General features: G+C 33.5%; 12 protein-coding genes and 1 pseudogene. 8 read left to right on the top strand and 5 right to left on the bottom strand.

The annotated features are described in order from the left end of the window. Positions 1 to 9 precede the first annotated feature (9 nt). From P3F56_RS03375 to P3F56_RS10425, 3 genes and pseudogenes are all read right to left on the bottom strand, one after another. Positions 10 to 1,356: a UDP-glucose dehydrogenase family protein gene (locus P3F56_RS03375; RefSeq protein ID WP_281153389.1), complete on the bottom strand. Its 1,347-nt coding sequence runs from the start codon at positions 1,354 to 1,356 to the stop codon at positions 10 to 12. Positions 1,357 to 1,400: 44 nt separating this feature from the next. Further along, entirely contained in the window at positions 1,401 to 2,327 is a 927-nt protein-coding gene (locus P3F56_RS03370) for a UDP-glucuronic acid decarboxylase family protein (RefSeq protein WP_281153388.1), read from the bottom strand. A 155-nt stretch (positions 2,328 to 2,482) separates the two neighbouring features. Further along, positions 2,483 to 3,286 (bottom strand): annotated as a pseudogene (locus P3F56_RS10425) (metal ABC transporter permease). Positions 3,287 to 6,973: 3,687 nt separating this feature from the next. Here P3F56_RS10425 and mnmH point away from each other — a divergent pair. Further along, complete coding sequence (gene mnmH / locus P3F56_RS03365; RefSeq protein WP_281153387.1) at positions 6,974 to 8,017, top strand: tRNA 2-selenouridine(34) synthase MnmH; 1,044 nt, start codon at positions 6,974 to 6,976, stop codon at positions 8,015 to 8,017. A gap of 85 nt (positions 8,018 to 8,102) precedes the next feature. On the opposite strand, the gene P3F56_RS03360 is transcribed toward mnmH, so the two are convergent. Then, complete coding sequence (locus P3F56_RS03360; RefSeq protein WP_281153386.1) at positions 8,103 to 9,350, bottom strand: tetratricopeptide repeat protein; 1,248 nt, start codon at positions 9,348 to 9,350, stop codon at positions 8,103 to 8,105. A 2,956-nt stretch (positions 9,351 to 12,306) separates the two neighbouring features. On the opposite strand from P3F56_RS03360, the gene crtE reads away from it, so the two are divergent. From crtE to rpoD, 4 genes are all read left to right on the top strand, one after another. Next, positions 12,307 to 13,236 carry a geranylgeranyl diphosphate synthase CrtE gene (gene crtE / locus P3F56_RS03355; RefSeq protein ID WP_281153385.1) on the top strand — a complete coding sequence of 310 codons (930 nt, stop codon included), beginning with the start codon at positions 12,307 to 12,309 and terminating at the stop codon, positions 13,234 to 13,236. A 20-nt stretch (positions 13,237 to 13,256) separates the two neighbouring features. Next, the gene (locus P3F56_RS03350) at positions 13,257 to 13,712 is read left to right on the top strand and encodes a divergent PAP2 family protein (protein WP_281153384.1); all 456 of its coding nucleotides are present in this window, start codon (positions 13,257 to 13,259) and stop codon (positions 13,710 to 13,712) included. Positions 13,713 to 14,161: 449 nt separating this feature from the next. Beyond that, the gene (locus P3F56_RS03345) at positions 14,162 to 14,335 is read left to right on the top strand and encodes a hypothetical protein (RefSeq protein ID WP_281153383.1); all 174 of its coding nucleotides are present in this window, start codon (positions 14,162 to 14,164) and stop codon (positions 14,333 to 14,335) included. Between the two features lie 447 nt (positions 14,336 to 14,782). Beyond that, positions 14,783 to 15,922: an RNA polymerase sigma factor RpoD gene (gene rpoD, locus P3F56_RS03340; RefSeq protein ID WP_281153382.1), complete on the top strand. Its 1,140-nt coding sequence runs from the start codon at positions 14,783 to 14,785 to the stop codon at positions 15,920 to 15,922. Between the two features lie 93 nt (positions 15,923 to 16,015). Here rpoD and P3F56_RS03335 read toward each other — a convergent pair whose 3' ends face one another. Then, a complete protein-coding gene (locus P3F56_RS03335) occupies positions 16,016 to 16,168 on the bottom strand; it encodes a chlorophyll a/b-binding protein (protein WP_281153381.1) in 153 nt (50 codons plus the stop codon). An 878-nt stretch (positions 16,169 to 17,046) separates the two neighbouring features. On the opposite strand from P3F56_RS03335, the gene P3F56_RS03330 reads away from it, so the two are divergent. The 3 genes from P3F56_RS03330 to P3F56_RS03320 are packed head-to-tail and all read left to right on the top strand — an operon-like array spanning position 17,047 to position 19,507. Further along, positions 17,047 to 18,897 carry a carbamoyltransferase family protein gene (locus tag P3F56_RS03330; RefSeq protein ID WP_281153380.1) on the top strand — a complete coding sequence of 617 codons (1,851 nt, stop codon included), beginning with the start codon at positions 17,047 to 17,049 and terminating at the stop codon, positions 18,895 to 18,897. Positions 18,898 to 18,941: 44 nt separating this feature from the next. After that, complete coding sequence (locus P3F56_RS03325) at positions 18,942 to 19,346, top strand: SxtJ family membrane protein (protein ID WP_281153379.1); 405 nt, start codon at positions 18,942 to 18,944, stop codon at positions 19,344 to 19,346. Continuing rightward, positions 19,346 to 19,507 carry a DUF5989 family protein gene (locus P3F56_RS03320; protein ID WP_281153378.1) on the top strand — a complete coding sequence of 54 codons (162 nt, stop codon included), beginning with the start codon at positions 19,346 to 19,348 and terminating at the stop codon, positions 19,505 to 19,507. Before P3F56_RS03325 ends, P3F56_RS03320 begins: the two co-directional genes overlap by 1 nt. Positions 19,508 to 19,632: the final 125 nt, after the last annotated feature.

Raw genomic sequence — 19,632 nt, 5'->3', positions numbered from 1 at the left:
GTTTACAAATTACTGACCAATTCCTAAATAACGAAATCCAAAGAATTCAAGGTTAGATCGATCTAAGAAATTACGACCATCAATTATTACAGGACTAACCATCAAACTGGCCATCCTTTCAAAGTCTAATTTAAGAAACTCTTGCCAGTCTGTTACTAACACTAATGCATCACAGCTATCGGCTAACATTTCGGGATCGGTTTCAATAATAACTCCGGATAATCCATGACTTAACCCTGATTGTGAAACAATGGGATCATAAGCCTTAACTTTAGCCCCTAAACGATTGAGTTGTTCAATAATAACTAAAGATGGAGCGTCTCGCATGTCATCGGTATTAGGTTTAAAGGTTAACCCCAACAAGCCAATGGTTTTACCTTTAAGAATCTTCAGTTCCTGCTGTAGCTTTTCAATAACAATTAATCGCTGATGTTTATTAACGGCTACGGCAGCATTGAGTAATGCTGTCTCATAACCGTAATCGGCTGCAGTATGAATTAAAGCTAGAATGTCTTTGGGGAAACAAGATCCCCCCCAACCAATACCCGCTTGCAAGAATTTATTACCAATACGGGAATCCAATCCAATCCCCTCAGCTACTTGAGTTACATCGGCTCCGACGCGATCACAGATATTGGCTACTTCATTAATAAAGCTGATTTTAGTTGCTAAAAATGCGTTTGCCGCATATTTAATCATTTCTGCAGAGTTTAAATCAGTTACTACTACTGGAACAGGATTTAAGGCGGTATTATTAGCAAATTTACGCTCCACTAAAGGACTATAGAGTTCTTGCATTATGGCAATAGCTTTATTGCTATTGCTCCCCAAAACAATACGCTCAGGATTAAAAGTATCATAAACAGCTGACCCTTCTCGTAAAAACTCTGGGTTACTAACCACATCAAACTCGACCTTACTATTATTGGGACGTTCGTTTAAGCCATCCATCACAATCATTCTTACCCAGTCCCCTGAACCAATGGGAACAGTAGATTTATTGACTATTACTTTGTACCCTTCATATAAGTTAGTGCCAATACTACGAGCAACCACTTCTACATAACGGGTATCGCTTTCGCCGGTAGGTAGGGCAGGGGTTCCCACTGCAATAAAAAGAACTTCTCCGTGGGCCACCCCTGTGGACAAATCTACTGTAAATTCTAACCGTCCAAGATCAGCAGATTCGCGCATCAATTGCGAAAGTCCAGGCTCATAAATGGGGGACTGTCCCGACTTCATTAACTTGACCTTTTCTTCGTTATTGTCAACACAAATAACATTATGACCAATATGGGCTAAACAAACTCCTGTTACCAATCCAACATAACCAGTTCCAATGACACAAACGCGCATGGTTTTCTATCCTCTAAATTGATAATTTAAATGTCAATGATTGTTTAAGAAATTCGTTGCTGAAAATCTTTGATAGTTAACTCTAAACCTTCTTTTAAAGAAATTGTGGGTTCCCAAGCTAGGTAAGTTCTGGCCTTGGTAATATCAGGTTGCCGTTTTCGCGGATCGTCTTGAGGTAAAGCTTTATAGACTAATTCCATATCAGGATTAATCATTCCTCGGATAATCCGGGCAAGTTCCAGAACAGAATATTCCCCAGGATTACCTAAATTGATTGGGCCAATATAATCATTATTCATAAGTCCAATTAAACCTTCAACTAAGTCAGAAACATAGCAGAAACTCCGGGTTTGAGAGCCATCTCCATAAACTGTTAAAGGTTTTCTTTCTAGGGCTTGAACGATAAAATTACTAACAACACGACCGTCATTTTCTAGCATTCGTGGACCGTAAGTGTTGAAAATCCGTGCAATCCGAATATTAACTTTATGTTCTCGATAATATTCAAGAGCTAAGGTCTCAGCAACTCGTTTTCCTTCATCATAACAAGCTCGTAATCCTGTACAATTAACATTTCCCCTATATTCTTCAGGTTGGGGATGCACATCAGGATCTCCATAAACTTCCGAGGTAGATGCTAACAGGAACCTTGCCTTAACCCGTTTAGCTAAACCCAACATATGCAAGGTTCCTAAAACGTTAGTTTTAATCGTTTTAACGGGATTAAATTGATAGTGAATCGGAGAGGCTGGACAAGCAAGATGATAAACTTGATCTACTTCAAGACGAATGGGTTCAGTAATGTCATGACGGATCAGTTCAAAATAGGGATTATCAAACCACTTCTCGATATTGCGTTTGTGACCTGTATAGAAGTTATCCAAGCACAGGACATCGTGTCCCTGTTCCATTAGGCGATCAATTAAATGGGAGCCGATGAAACCAGCACCGCCTGTTACTAGAATTCTCATGTAATTTACTGTTTAAAATTTAAACCTAATGTTAACTGAAGACAGACATTTCGTCATCATTATATGAATTTAATAAAGCAGCCAAAACTAGAGATATTAAATACAAATCTCTTCTAATTTATACAAAAAAATAATAAATGGATAATCAATTCCTCCTAAGAATTTGAAGTTCCGAAAATAGACTGGGTAAGTAAGCAATATCGAAGACTAAACAACAAAGCTATGACAAACAACCTGGACGCAACTAAAACAATGGCAGTTCCTGACTGGAGATTTTTGTAAAAATAACTGAGATACATCCCACTGATACTGGCAATTATCCCTAATTACTACCTCAAACATCATCTTTAAATGTAGCAGACTCACTAATACGCTGCTGCTAGGGTAATCAATAAAGATAAAACTAGTATGACTTCAATAGTTTTTAAATTAGCAACAATTATCAGCAAAACTAGTACTTTTACTTCTAAGCTTAGTAGTTAAACTAGTAATTTTACTGCTTATATATCTACTTAATTAAAAAGAAACAATAGTTCTTCTTAATTAAGATATCTCTCTCATCTCCATTGGCAAGCTCTAAGATTTTATTAAATACATAAATATTAAATTTGTAAGTAAAAATACTTGGATCAACTTTCAATAAGAAAAATAAGGAAATAATCCCAATTGTGGCATTCTATTTCAGAAGTAATCGCGTTTTAATGTTAGTTTAAATAACTTAACTAATACTAAATAAACCTACAATAAATAAATGTTTTGATAAATATATTTATACCTAAAATAAAAACAATAGCAAGTCCTGGTAAAACTGATTAGCTAATAGCATAACCAGGTTAAGCTAATCTTTGCATCATCAGATAATTATCAACAACAGTATAAATCATCTTAACAAGAATTGTCTTTATTAAGGAGATCTGCATAAAACTACAATATAATACTTCAATTAATATGTCAATCATTTTCAATACTACCAGTAATGAGATAAAACTTACACAATCAAAGGAATCAAGTATTTTGTACAATTTTTTATACATGTCTAACATAGACACAAAAGCTGGTAAATCTATAGTTTTATCATTTTCAAAAAAAAGATTAAAAAATAGCTCTATTTTTTAATCTTTTTTTTGAAAACCAAATAAATATTTAAACTGAATTTCTCTTCATTTTAAACTACCTCAAAAGTGTTACAATCACTATCGAATTACTTTACTCAGAAGTTGATAAGTTTTTTGTAAAATACAATTTTTAACTCTTAATTATTATTAAAAAATAATAAACTATAATATTTTTTAAAATTTTTTCAAGAAAAACTAGAGATAATCATTGGAATTGAGGATTTAATTAATAATTAAATTATTATATAATTAAATATAAACCTATTATGAATTTTCTATTTAATTAGATTTAAATTCCCTAAAAGAGGTATAAATATATTATTTAGTATTTTCTATAATCAGAAATCAGAAAAATTGTTCAATAATTAGACGCCTATTTTTTTGTAGTTTATATCATTTTAATAACCTTTTTATTCTTTTACAACTATCTAAAGACAAAATGTCACCCCTTACTTATAAGAAAACTATTGAGTTGTTACTCACTCTAGACCGAGAAGATTTAATTATTTTAATTTTTAAAAAACGAATATAATAATCAATTTTATAAAGTTAACAACTCTAGATAAATAAATATTATTGATGTTCAAAAAATTCTTTTTAAAAGATTTACTTACAAGCTTATTCAATAGACTAAGGTCTAAAAAAATAATATTCTTCTACCAGAAGAAAACAAACTCCGCATCTTTAAAGCAGAATAAGTTTTACTCTCAAAGAACTTGGAAACAACTCGGAAACGAAATATTGAAACTCGCAATATTCAACTAAATATTTAGCTATTACTAAAAATTTAGTTAGGTAGAGAGTCAAAAATTAAATGACTATGTTTTTACTTCATATGCTCTAATCGTAAAGTTGTAGACTAGAATAGAATATGCCTATAATTGTATTATACATATTGTTTGTATAAGTGCGATTCTGAACCTATTCTTCGGAAAACTCTAGTCAAGAGAAAAAGTAGAAAAGTCCTAAGAAGCAATCCAGATTTACCAGCAACGCCGCCAATAATTTTAGATGGAAAGACACATCTAATATCATGTATATATTGTTTCCAAAATCGGGGGGTGAAAAATACATAATTCCAAGGCTGTGGGACAAGTTATTATGTTTATATTTTTAAATTTGAACACTGTAAATATTATCTAATAAAGTTGTACACAGGGCTACGAGGATAGAGTGAGTACCATGAGCCTAATTATTTTTGGGTAGTAAAAACATCTGTATAATAACCTTGGCTAAGGTTGTATAGTCGGGGTATACTATTAATATAGTAATTATTACAGCTATTCAATTTTAAATTCATTTTTGTTGACAAACTTTTTATTTCAGAAATTAAACTCTTTTATTTTTAGTCCATACACTTGAACTAACATAGTACTATTAACTATAGTTGATCAACCCAACGATATTCGTAGAACTCATTTTTTGACCTAAAACTTAATTATTATTGTAATCTCATCCCCAATTTTAAGTATTCGTTCTCATTTTATCAAAAAATTTCTTATTAATAATTGTTACTGCATAATAAATATTAGTTTAGACATATTCCTCCCGAGAAATATCCAGCTAATATTCGTTATTTTTAGAGTTTTTTAAAACTCTAAACCTACTTTTCTAGTATTGATAATCTGAAGACTTTATATTCATTTCAGGTTGATTACAAAGTTTAATCACCATCTTAGCGTTAACAAATTTTTAAAATTTAGAAATAATAATTTTCTGATTTTCACTCAGTTTGATATTCAAGATGCGCTGAGAATAAGAACGATCAATATTTTTTGTTAAGAGTTTTTTCCATTTATACCTTATAAGCAGTCATATAGAAACTAGAATTAGTAGTATAGTTGTTATTTTATGCCCATTGCTTCCACATAGACGAGAAACAGATTATCTAATATTAATATTTATGGGGACTGCATGGGAGGTGATTGGAGTGAAACAATTAGTAATGAAGATTTCTAGGATAAAAATTTTCTAATTTATTAGAATTTTATATCTTTTTCTTTAACTTATTTTTACTAAATTTAATTTAGTAAAATGTAACTAAATTATTTTTATAATTACAAGTTTTTTTGTAAAAAACTTGTAATTTGCTGCTTTTATGTTACTACAATCAGAGTTACAAATCAAAATATTTTTATCAATTAGTCTTATTATTTTGCTTGTTTATTGACAAATAATATATAATTAATTTGTAAAAATATTGAGTATTTTAACCCAGTTTATAAGTATTTAAATAGAAAGTTAATGTAATTAGTATAGCGGCAATAACTCAATTTATTTTAGCAGTTAATTTATTTCAAACTAACAATTCTAAACATAGAAAATTTATATTAATTAATCTATTTAGTTGAGCAATAAATAAACATCGCTTTTGACTATAAAAAAAGCTTCTCTTCTTATTGATAAAGACATGTTATCTGAACATATATATATATGAGTTTAATTATTATTTTTTTTTCTTTAGGGATGATTGTAAAGTTCTTAATGGCTTTATAAAAGTACGGTACAATTTATTCCAAATTAGTTTTATACCCTGCTATTAAACTGCCATAGAAGTTATTTTTTTAAATAAAAATTTGTATAATTACTTTGTGTTTACCAAAAAATTTACATAAGTCGTTCTCTAGTCTAGGAATTTTAAATAAAGTCGATTGCAGTCCTTATCAAATCAGAGAACTTCTTTGAGAACCAGAGTTTTCTCCTGGTTTTAGATTTTTCTCTAATAGAAAAAATAACACATTGTTTCAAAAAAAATAACGAATAAAATTTGAGCGTATATAGTAATTAATTATAGGTAAATTCCTTAAAACAATTTAGGGGTAATCAAATAAAAGTTAAAGCAAAGTTTTTTTATTTAAAAAACTTTGCTTTAACTTTTATTCCAACTTAGCGAAAGTACATAAGTGACTTATTATTCCATATGGAAATGCTGTTTCTAATAGTTAGACTACCTTAAACTTTAGTTATGGTAGTGTTTTAACTGTTTCAGAAACTGGAATTTTATTAAATTATCAAATAAATGATTTAACAGCTAAATCCAGAGTTGCAAATACTTATAAACTGGATCGGAGAAAAAAATGGTATTACTCCTCAAAAACAGATACTCAGTTCCATAACGTCTGCTCTTATAATAAGGCACAGGAAACCTTAGTTATTGAAAGTAAGTCAAGGTAAACGTTCTATTCGTACCACCAACACTTATTCAATGATCATGACACTCATGATCATTGAATAAGTGTTGTAGAGGCAACTAATGTAATTCGTCTTCATTATCAATTGTTCCCCGATAAAATTCACTTAAAAAAGGGACCTAATAATGCTACAATCTAATTGTTAAAAAATAAAGGTCATACAATTGATAGCAGTTTTGTCATGAATAGTACTAAAATTCTTATAAAGAGTCAGTTTTTTACGAAATTTTATGCCGGTATACTAGGTGTGTTAATAATAAAATATTGACTTTTAATTTTTAGAAAAAATTACTTCTAACGAATTTAATTTCTATAGATTAATAGTAAATTAAACTAAATTATGGTAAAGTCGCCTTATTTTATTGATCAAATTAGTGAAAAAAATGATTGCAGTGAAATTATCGATGTCCGTTCTGAAAATGAGTTTGTGGAAGATCATATTCCTGGAGCCATTAATTTGCCAGTTCTTAATAACCAAGAAAGGGCAAAAGTTGGAACAATTTACAAAGAGATTTCTCCATTTAAAGCTCGTAAAATAGGGGCTTCATTAGTCACAAAAAATATTAGTCATTTTTTAGAAAAATACTTTTTTACAAAAGATAAAAACTATGTTCCTTTAATCTATTGTTGGCGAGGAGGTCAACGATCAAATAGTTTAGCCATTGTTTTAAGCCAAATTGGTTGGCAAGTTCAGGTATTAAAAGGAGGCTATAAAACTTATCGTCAACATGTACGACAAGAGTTAGAAATATTACCGTTGAAGTTTAATTACAATATCCTGTGCGGATTAACTGGAACTGGTAAAACCGATTTATTACATCAGCTTTCTAAACAAGGATATCAAGTTTTAGACTTAGAAAAAATAGCCAATCATCGAGGTTCACTTTTAGGAAAAGAATGGGAAAAAAAAATAGACTATCAGCCTTCACAAAAATATTTCGATTCACTTTTATTACAACAATTTAAAAGTTTTGATCTTACTAAACCTATATGGGTTGAATCAGAAAGTTATAAAATCGGTGAAGTTTATCTACCTTCAAAACTTTGGCATAAAATGAAAGAATCGCCTTGTTTTGAAGTACAACTTCCTCTCTCTGAAAGAGTTAACTTTTTACTAAAAAAATATACTTATTTAATTACCTATCCAAGCATTTTAAAAAAAAGATTAACTTATCTAAAATCTCGTTATGGTAAAGGAAAAATAGATGATTGGTTTAAATTGATTGATCAAAAAAAATGGTTTGATTTAGTACAAGACTTATTAATAACTCACTATGATCCTGCCTATCACAAATCTCTAAGTAAAACTTATAACAGATTCAAGAAAATAATTTATTTTTCTGAGTTTAACTCTGTAAAAATAGAAAAAGTATTGGAAGATTGATTAGGTCAAAAGGAAGTTAATAGTTTTCCCCTGTCTGAAAACGAGAAACCTCTATTTCGAATAGACATTAGGGTTATCCTTGTAATCAAGGGCTAACTTCTTTTTGATTTTCTTCTCTCTCTATTCTTGTATTAGCTCTTCGTATATAAGCTAAAAAGTCATTTTGTTTATAATTAAGAGATTGGGCTAAGATCAATCCTTTTTTAAAAAAATCTAAAGCTAATTTATATTGTTGACTAACCATGTAAATCTTACCAATTCTCTCATAGGCTCTCATTAACCCATAATAATTATAGGATAATTGTTCTACTTGGATTAAATTTTTATAAATCTGTAAAGCATAGTCATTTTGTTCATACTTTTGATAAAGTTTTCCTAATTGTGTTAACGCCTCTGCTGCTGCTCCAAATAATTGGAATGACCAAGCTAATGAGTAAGCTTCCTGATAGTTTCGACTTGCAATTTCTGGATTTTCTAAAGTTTCGTAATCTTTTCCTATGGCAATTTTAAGAGGAGGAATTAACTCTAGTTCTTGACTTGATAGATAGTTTTCAACTAACTGTTGTTTGATTTTAGCTGCATTTTCTGGTTGTAAAGATCGGCCATAAATCTCAGCTAATATTTGCAAATATGCTCCTTCTTCTAAGATATTCTGTCTAGTTTGGGCGCGGTTGAGTAAGTTTTCATAAATAGGAGCAGCTTTGGGATAGTCAAATTTAGCTAAATACAATTGACCTAACTCTTTGATAGCAGCTTCTTCAGCAATGAAGTCATTATCTTGACGGGCATTCTTGAGAACTTTTTGATAGATCATTAAGGAATTATCTAGAGCATGTAGTTTTTTATAAGCATCCGCTAATGCCCTTAATAAGGCGGGACTTAAAGAATCTTCTTTTTCTGATAATTCTTGCAAAGTCACTAATCGTTTGTTAATAACTTGGACATCTTCAGTTCGTGTCCGATTCCAAGCAATTTCCCCTACTCTTCCTAACGATTTAATCTCCTCTAAGCGTCCTAAAACTCTCCGTAATCTCAATTCCCGATACCAAATTTCGAAGGCTACATTATCATTATCTGCGTGCAATTGAGTTTGAGCTTCAGCATTTAAAGCATTTAGTTGTTCTCTCAGTTTACGCTGTTCAAATGGTGTGAGAGGACGGGGAACTGAAGGAAGAAGAGGATCCTCGATAAGAGTCGCTAAGGGGTTGGGCTCAAGTTCAACAACTTGAGCCAGTACCGGTAATGAGTGAATCCAAATATTAGGGTTATTGACTGTTATTAGTACAGTAATTAAAGGGAAGACTTTGCTAATTTCTTTTGGAAAGAAGAACATAAAATTCTATCAACTAGTGATGATTAACGATCAAAGGGAATCGAGATAGCAATTATCGAATTAGATGTCAGAAAAATCTCGAGGGAAAAGCAACCACGAATTTTGCGGATTATTTAGGATTGCTACGGTCAATACAATGTAGCATTCTTGTTTTTTTTAGACTAGCTGTGACAAAATCATAATAAAAAAATCTTAAAGTCTTACTTTACAAGGTTTTGAATGTTATAAACAATTAATTCTTATTCAAGATAAAGTTATCAGAGTTATAGAATACAGTTAGAACAAGAGTTATGGAAGTTATTGGCTATTAATCTATCATACTCGGTCGAGAAGAGCCACATTTTTTTAGAAAAAAATTGATGTCCTGATAAAATTTAGAAATTAGAGAGTATAGAATATCCTCAGCGTTATCATTAGTCTCAGTTTAATTACTGTCTTAACTGTTTGTTAAAACAATCTCTCAAGTTAGGGATTAGTAAAAATTATTTTCCAATTTTTTCCTAGAAAAGAAAATATTGGTTGCCAACACAAACTTTTTTAAAAAGACTGTAGGCTAATTATCGACTGTTACTTAATAATCGCTAAACTGATCACTTTTATGCCTTATCTGATAATTACTTACAAGGCATATTAACCCGATTCTATCCCCTACAATTGTCCTTAATCCTCCTTAAAAATAAGCAACCATCCAATTGAAAGGATAAATATAGAAAATGTCAATGTGCTTAAAATAAACAAGGAAAACTCTATCCACCTCAAACTATTTAGCCTGAATAAATCGCTTTGTTTTCTAAGAAGACAGTCTTGATTTCAAGTGAAGGAGTTCCCAAGTAATCGATTAATCCGTTTATAGGAGAATTTAACCTCAACACTGGATAAGTTAAACAGACTCTCCGGCTCCTCAAAGCTTTTTACTGGGAAAAAACCTGGTGGGAGTCCTTGGGTGTGGCCGACAATTTAGGATTTAAAGCATTAACAACTAGTAGTACAAGCACTTTTAGAGATGTCTCTTTTCGACTATTCATCACAACTGAATTCTCTTTAAACTAAAATACAGCCCAAACATTAAACAAATTATTGCTGAACATATCTACCTATCTAACTAACTCCTAAACGATAACTATTATCAATGGATTGACCAAGCTAGTTGCTTTAACTGAGGAAGAAAATTAGCTCAGTTTAGAACGAACTTTTGGTCTGTTTAGTCATGGTGCCAGGCTCTTCATCCTCATCAAGGCTAATAATTTTGATATCTCTAGTGTGACTCATTTGACATAAAATTTAGGAGTATTTAACCCCTTCAAAAAAAAATTGCTAGATTTAAGTTAATTGGATATCACATGAGATAATCTTGAAGGAATAACTCTCGGCTCTCAACTTACTGGTGTAAGTTAGACATTGATCTTAATTAGTAATGATAACTTCAATCAAATTCAAATGACCCCATTTTTATTGTTTTGCTTAACCTGCTTTTAAGAGTCCTTACAATAAATAGACAGAGATTTTGACGAGCTAGAAAAGACCCGATAAAATGATAAGAATGCCTGAAAAGTACAAGTCTCGATCAAGAATAAACAAGAGTGCCAGTCGGCTAAAACTATTTAGAAAAAAGAAAACTGAGCAATTGTTTGTTTAAAATAATTTGAAAAATTCAAAGTCTAATAATTAGAAATTCGAGACTTAAACAAGATTAGTAAAAGTCCAGTTTTTAAATTTTAAAAAACTTATTGAGTGATTGAATATCACCATTTATATCTAAGGTCATTAGGTTGAATAAATAAATTTATAGTCAAAGAATTCGAGGTAGTCTTGACTTGTTTCTTGAATACTTTGGGGCTTTTCTCAAATAAAAGTTTATAAAGGCTACGAAATTAATTCATATTTGGTATCAAAAGAGTCATCTATTAAAGTTAATCGTAGTTGTACTTTAGAATATTCAAGCCAAAATTAAGCCCCTGATTTTTTAATATATCTGGTCATTGATTGATCAATTTTAAGTTAGTCTGATACGGTGGTCGTTTTACCTATTCCGAAAAACGCATGTTTGACGTCACTTGATCAATATACAATGTTCGTCCTAGCATTGCTGACAATAGACTTTACGGACATCAATATTGTATTTACAATATTGATGTCCTAAGCTAGAGTTACCAAATTTTCTAAGAAAACATTGAAGGGATGAACTCCCCATTTTAACTATCTAGATATAAAAAATGTTTGGTTAGTCCATGCTGAAATTAATCCCACCCTTTCCCTTGAACAACAAACTTTAGAATAAATATGCTAAATAAGCAGTCAATTCCATAATATTAGCAAGCTCTATTTCAAGTACGAATTGTAATATGTACCGATTATTATCGGCTATACTATTCCCTTGACATTTTCTGAAGTACCTTCTGTTAAGTTAATCTCAGACTGTCGATAGCCTGACATTGAATCGACATATAAAGTTTATCATCAACGCAGTGGTCGACTAACTGCCTTGGATATCACTCACAAAAAGATTTATCAAGTACACACGCAATATCCAATACCAAGAAATTTTTTCTTTGATCGAGCAGTAGTTTCGATAAAAGTCTTTTCCAGATTCTCCTGTACAAGCATCTGTTTATAGTTTGCTGACTGCCCGACAGCATTGACCAGGCTCTGTCCGTTAAGGAAAACCTCTCAGAGAGAGTTTACTATAGCTGTTCTGATTACGGAATTCCAAAAAATTCCATATTGAAAGACACCAGAGAATGTTCCACTCGTCTCGCTGTCAAGGACATAGTAACACATTTTTACTTCACCTAAAGGCAGATGCGGTTTATCACACTTCTTTCAAGCATGGGATAGACTAAGAGAACATTGTGACTAGAAGAGTTAAAAATAGCTGCTTAAAGTCGAGTAAGAAGATCTCAGTGTAAACTGAATAAAGATAATATTAAAAAAGTTGCTTGGTTCAAGGTATTTAGACATGGTCACAACAGGCGAAAACCTTGTGGCGCAACGAGAAGTATTACATTTCGACCTTGCGTCCTATCTTAACGAAAAACAACAACTCGTTGAAGCAGCATTAGATAGTTCCCTCTCCATTACTTGTCCCAAAAAAATTTATGAAGCAATGCGCTACTCTCTACTAGCTGGGGGAAAGCGACTGCGCCCAATTCTTTGCTTAACCACTTGTGAGTTGATGGGTGGCACCAACGAAATAGCATTGCCTACTGCCTGTGCCCTAGAAATGATTCACACCATGTCTTTAATTCATGATGATCTTCCAGCAATGGATAATGACGACTATCGTCGAGGAAAATTAACAAATCACAAGGTTTATGGGGAAGACATTGCAATTTTAGCTGGAGATGGTTTATTGGCATATGCGTTTGAATATGCAGCTACCCAAACGCGTAATGTCGCTCCCCACAATTTAATTACTGTTCTTGCCCGCTTAGGTCGCACAGTAGGGGCAGCTGGATTAGTCGGCGGTCAAGTATTGGATTTAGAATCGGAAGGGCAAGACGATATTAGCGTTGATACTTTAAAGTTTATTCATACTCATAAGACCGGAGCTTTATTAGAAACATCAGTGGTATCAGGGGCTATTTTAGCTGGAGCTTCAGAAGAAGAAGTGCAACGATTATCTCAATATGCTCAAAACATTGGTTTAGCATTTCAAATTGTTGATGATATCTTAGATGTCACCTCCACCAAAGAAGAATTAGGGAAAACATCTGGAAAGGATCTGCGAGACCAAAAAGTTACTTATCCAAGCCTTTGGGGCCTTGAAGAATCAAAAAGACAAGCTCAAAACTTAGTAATTGGAGCAATTACTGAGTTAATACCCTACGGAGCCAAGGCTGACCCCTTAAGGGCAATAGCCAACTTTATCGTCACCCGTAAAAATTAAATGCTCTTAAAAAATTAACCATGCACGATTTTGAGACGATTTTCCACAATCCAATCCTTTCGGCGTCTTTGCTGGCTTGTTTTTCGGCTCAAGGATTAAAAACAATTATTGAGCTATTTCGTAACGGTAAAGTGAATCTGCGCTATCTCGTCACTACTGGAGGAATGCCTAGCTCACATTCGGCTCTAGTGGGAGCATTAGCTACTGGCGTAGGATTAACCGTCGGCTGGAATAGTCCGGAATTTGCTATTGCCTCTTTATTTGCGGTAATTGTGATGTACGATGCGGCTGGCGTTCGTCAAGCTGCAGGAGCCCAGGCAAAGATTCTCAATCAACTCCTAGATGAATTTTTTCAAGATGGCCACCATCTTAACCAAGAGCGGTTGAAAGAACTACTGGGCCACACACCTTTTCAGGTTTTTGTCGGCTTGGCTTGGGGGGTTGGCATTTCAGTTTTGGCTTTACCTGCTTTTTGATATTAGCCGCCACCTCTCTAACGCTCTTAACTGAAGCTTTTTGCACTGAGTCGGATAAGCAACGGAAAAAGGTAACCCAGTATTAGCAATACTAAAGGCTTTTTTCGACCAATATTGAGTCTTAACATTCCTTGATTTTTTAAACGAACAAATAGTTCAGTTTTATTTATTAACTTCTGTTTAAAGAAGTATGGTGTAAGTCATAGTCAAATGCAGAGTTCAACGATTATAACGGGATTATTACCAAGGTAACTTTAGAGTAAGTGCAGCGACTAATATAAAAGTCTAGGTCATCAAACTTTCACATTAGTTCGATTTTCTTGATGCTTAAGTGATCGGCACAGAAGAAACTTTGCTAACGTATGAATAGCAAGGGCACAAAATTTTTCTCTTTCAAGGACGAACGTACTGTTTTTATGTCAGTGAACATCCTCGTTTATTGGGGATGAATGTCCTCGGACTTTGATGAGAAACTCAAAACGATGACTGAAGATTTAACCAGTGTTGAGGAGCCTTGCCTAGCTTTAAAGATTGAGTCTGCTAAGGAGACCCAAGCTCGAGCTTCCCTAAGTTCGAGTAAGACTTTGGTCTGTTCTCCAGTCTTTCTAAAACTAGCTAGGTAGGTAGATTTAAAGATGAGCGTTGTTATCAACGCAATTCACTCGAGAATTTGTTTGTTAATGACCTCCATTAGCCATGTCTTCACCTGATTAAATCTAAATGTCTAGTTATCTTTTATCCAGTGTTCTTAACCCTACCCGAAATCTTAAAGGATCTTGTGCAGTTAAAACAAAAACTTTACCCGATTTTTTGTAATCGAGGCTACAATCGGAGAGGTCTCGAAATTTTTTGACCTCCGACTTTGTTCTTGGGAACTTTCCAAACTGGTTGCTTAAGACTCATAGTCCTTATGATAGTCAACTCCAAGCAGGCTAGTTCAAACAGCTTTTCCCCAAGAAACCTTATGAATCACTCCTAAGTAAGTATACTTTAGGGAGGTTGAATTCATAAACTCTACTATCACACCCTATCTTCTAGTTGTGCACTTCAAGGAGCAAGAGGAAAACGGCATGACGCAGGCTAATGAGCTATTAACCCTTACTGAACCTCAGATTGATGTGGGATTCTTCATCCCCGATGATGATGAAGCCATACAAGCATCGGCTGATGATGTGGTACTCGATGAGGGACTAACTGGACCAGAAGGGAAAAAAAACCGAAAACTGAGTGCTTCTCGCCGTCGCGATCAAAGTAAGAAAAAGCCTTACACAGAGGATTCAATTCGGGTTTATCTTCAAGAAATTGGTCGTATTCGACTCTTGCGTGCTGAAGAAGAAATTGAATTGGCTCGTAAAATTGCTGATCTTCTTGAATTAGAACGAATTCGAGAACAACTCAGTGAACATATGGGACGCTTCCCCACTGAGAAAGAATGGGCAGAAGCCGTCAATGTCGATTGGCACGCTTTCCAACGCCGTCTTTTTTTAGGACGTAGAGCTAAGGACAAAATGGTTCATTCTAACCTGCGTCTGGTGGTTTCTATTGCTAAAAAATATATGAATCGGGGGCTATCTTTCCAGGATTTGATTCAAGAAGGATCTCTGGGCTTAATTCGAGCAGCCGAAAAATTTGACCACGAAAAGGGTTATAAATTCTCGACCTACGCTACTTGGTGGATTCGTCAAGCTATTACTCGAGCGATTGCCGATCAATCGCGTACCATTCGTCTTCCAGTTCATCTTTACGAGACCATTTCTAGAATAAAGAAAACTACTAAGATTCTTTCCCAAGAAATGCGCCGTAAACCCACCGAAGAAGAAATTGCCACGCGTATGGAAATGACCATCGAGAAGCTTCGTTTTATTGCTAAATCAGCCCAACTACCTATCTCACTAGAAACCCCTATTGGTAAGGAAGAAGACTCTCGTCTGGGTGATTTTATTGAAGCTGATGGAGAAAATCCAGAAGATGAAGTCTCTAAAAATCTACTGCGGGAAGATTTAGAAAATGTTCTCGATACCTTGAGTCCACGAGAACGGGATGTTCTCCGCCTACGTTATGGCTTAGATGACGGACGCATGAAAACCCTAGAGGAAATTGGACAAATTTTCAATGTCACTCGCGAGCGAATTCGTCAAATCGAAGCTAAGGCTCTACGGAAATTGCGACATCCTAATCGCAATAGTATTCTCAAAGAATATGTCCGTTAGTACAATTAATCACTTAAAAAACTGGGTTGTCCGAGGAGAACCCAGTCGAACAAGGGGATTAACAACGGCGATTATAGTACACCAACTAAGGGTTTAAAGCAGACCCCAGAAATGGAGAACTTCTTGAACGGTCACCAACTCAGTGATCAAGACAGCAAGAAAACCAATCATCGCTAGACGGCCATTCAAAGTTTCAGCGTAGGCGGTGAAACCAAATTTTCTCTCATATTGCTTAGAATTAGTCATAGTCAGTAGCAACTTAAAACAATTGTGCATCGTAGACGACTGAAAGTCACCGTGACAAGTTTTGGATGATTTGGCAATAGTGTATAATTTTGGTGGAATGTAGACCTCGGTTAAGACGAAATATTAATGAAGAGTGTGACAACTTTATTGGAGCTCATTCTTTCTGTCAGATGCTAGAGTTTAAAGTAACCCCGCTCGAAATTAGCTGTTATGATATTCTAATAAGTTTGTTAGCGAAACATGAGATATGAAGACAAAGTCATCTCAGATATGGAACACTTGAGGTTCCGATAATATAGAGGAGATGCATCCTGCTGTTCGTCTATGTGATAAGTGTATCGAGTAAGAAAAACGTGAGGTTGCTTATAATGACGGGAAAACGAAGTTAGTATATTTGGAAGATAAGGATAAGGGGGTTAAACTTTTAATCTTAAGTGCAGTGAGATTTATCGTAAAAATGAAAAATCAAAATCTGAATAAAATAGAGAAAAAAAGTATGTTTTAGTTTAAGAAATTGATTTGAATAGTTAATATTGTAAAGAACAATAGCTCTCATATAGAAAATAATTATTAAATTTAAAATCTATCAATATATATTTTCATGCTGAAGTTAATGAAAGTATCTTAAAAAGATTGCAGATATTCGAAAATTCTATTCTGTATTATTTCATGTTTACTCATTAATACAGATAAAATTTTGAATGATAGCAGAGTTTTTAGTATGACAGAACAAGAAATGCCGCCTGAACAGAAAATAGAGTTAATGTGTAGCTAATAAGTCCGAGAAACTCCACATGTATGATATCTTATACCTTGACTTGTAAAGTACTTATGGTTTCCATTGTCAATGGTGTAACAGAGGGGAAGATAACAGGAAAATGAGAATTTTAGGGATTTCAGGCTACTATCATGACAGTGCAGCAGCTTTGGTCGAAGAAGGAACTATTATCGCCGCAGTCCAAGAAGAACGCTTCACTCGTAAAAAACATGATGCAAAATTTCCTAGAAATGCTATTCTCTATGTGCTAGCAGAAGCAAAAATTCCTCTACAGAAGTTAGATTATATTGTCTTTTATGAGAAACCAATCGTTACTTTTGAACGTCTATTGGAAACTTACTTAGCGTACGCACCTCAAGGATTTCGTTCTTTTGTCGCCGCGATGTCAGCTTGGTTACAAGAAAAACTTTATCTTAAGATCATCCTCAAAAGAGAATTAGCCAAACTTGCTAATTGTCAACCCTCCCAACTTCCACCATTATTATTTACAGAACATCATCAGTCTCATGCAGCCTCTGCTTTTTTCCCCAGTCCTTTTAAGGACGCTGCGGTATTGTGTCTAGATGCAGTGGGAGAATGGGCAACAACTTCTTTATGGCTAGGAAAAAATAACATATTAACACCTCAATGGGAAATTAATTTTCCTCATTCTTTAGGACTACTTTATTCTGCTTTCACTTACTATACTGGTTTTAAAGTTAACTCTGGAGAATACAAGCTAATGGGGTTAGCTCCCTACGGTGAACCCAAATATGTTGATATTATTTTAGAAAATTTAATTGATATTAAGGAAGATGGCACATTCCGCCTGAACATGAAATACTTCAATTACGCAACAGGGTTAACAATGACTAATAAGAAGTTTAACCAGCTTTTTGGTGCACCTCGCCGTAAACCAGAAAGTAAAATCTCTCAAAGAGAAATGAATATTGCGGCTTCAATCCAAAAAGTGACTGAAGAAATTGTTTTAAAATTGACCAATACAGCTTACAAAGAATTAAAAGTAGATAATCTTTGTTTAGCCGGGGGTGTTGCTTTAAATTGTGTCGCTAATGGGCGTATTTTGCGGGAAGGTAAATTTAAAGATATTTGGATTCAACCTGCCGCAGGGGATGCAGGAGGAGCAATTGGAGCAGCTTTAGCGATTTGGCATCAATATTTAGAAAATCCCCGGAATATGAGTGATTCAAGAATTGAGTTAGATCGAATGCAAGGAACTTATTTAGGTCCTCAATTTCATGAGGAAGAAATTGGTCAATATTTTAATGATATTTGCGCTCAATATATTCTTCTAGACAACAATGAATTATTCTCAAGAGTAGCTGAAATTATTGCTAAGGGAAATGTAGTTGGATGGTTCCAAGGTCGCATGGAATTTGGACCTCGTGCTTTGGGTAATCGTTCAATTATTGGTGATCCTCGTAACGAGAGAATGCAGTCAATGATGAACTTAAAAATTAAATATCGAGAGTCATTTCGCCCCTTTGCACCTGCAGTTTTGGCTGAACGAGTTTCTGATTATTTTGACCTAGATAAACCAAGTCCTTATATGTTATTAGTTGCTTCTGTCAAAGAAGATTTACATCTATTAATGATGGATGAACAAAAGCAACTTTTTGGCATAGAAAAATTAAAAATTCCTCACTCACAAATTCCGGCTGTTACCCACGTTGATTATTCGGCAAGAATACAAACGGTCCATCCCGAAACTAACCCTCGTTACTATCAATTAATTAAAGAATTTGAAACATTAACAGGATGTGGAGTATTAGTTAATACTTCCTTCAACGTTAGAGGAGAACCAATTGTTTGTACCCCTGAAGATGCCTATCGTTGTTTTATGCGTACTGAAATGGATTATTTAGTAATTGAGAATTATTTACTAGCTAAATCAGAACAACTACAATGGCAGAAAGATAATGAGTGGCAATATGAATTTGAACTAGATTAATAGAAAAATTATTTCTCACTATTTATTGAGTTAAATATAAAGATATGTCTTATAAAATTCCTAAGTTAAATCGAAAAGAATTACGACGTTTTGGTTTATTAACTGGAACAATTATTTCTGGATTATTTGGGTTAGTTATGCCTTTAATTTCGGGAGATAAGTTGCCATTAACCCCCTGGATTATTACAGGAGTAATGTATGGGTTAGCAACTTTCATCCCCCAGTCTCTCGATCCAATTTATAATAATTGGATGAAAGTGACGCAGGTACTTGCTTGGATTAATACAAGAATTATTCTGGGTCTAATCTTCTTTTTAATTATCACTCCTATGGCATTTATTATGCAATTATTTAATCGAGATACAATGAAAAAGATTAGTTATAGCTTGGAAACCTATCGTATTTCAAGTTTCATTAAAGAAAAAAATAGTATGGAGAAACCATATTAATGGAAGACTTTATTGATTTGATCAAAGATATCTGGGCATTTTTAAATGAGCGTAAAAAGTATTGGTTAGCCCCGTTAGTTATTACATTAGTGTTATTAGGGACTTTAATTGTATTTACGCAAGGATCAGTGATCGCTCCTTTTATTTATACTTTATTTTAAAAAAAATGGATCAAAATTGTAAGATAAAAAAATGAATAAATATCAGATATTAATGATTTTCAAAACATAGAAAAATATAATAAAGTATGGATATCACTAAAAAAAGTGATGTTTTTTTGCTAAAA

The sequence above is a fragment of the cyanobacterium endosymbiont of Epithemia clementina EcSB genome (genome assembly GCF_029919255.1).
Lineage (GTDB): Bacteria > Cyanobacteriota > Cyanobacteriia > Cyanobacteriales > Microcystaceae > Rippkaea.
The sequence above is the reverse complement of the archived record's forward strand: the minus strand, read 5'-3'. Positions and strand labels throughout refer to the sequence as shown.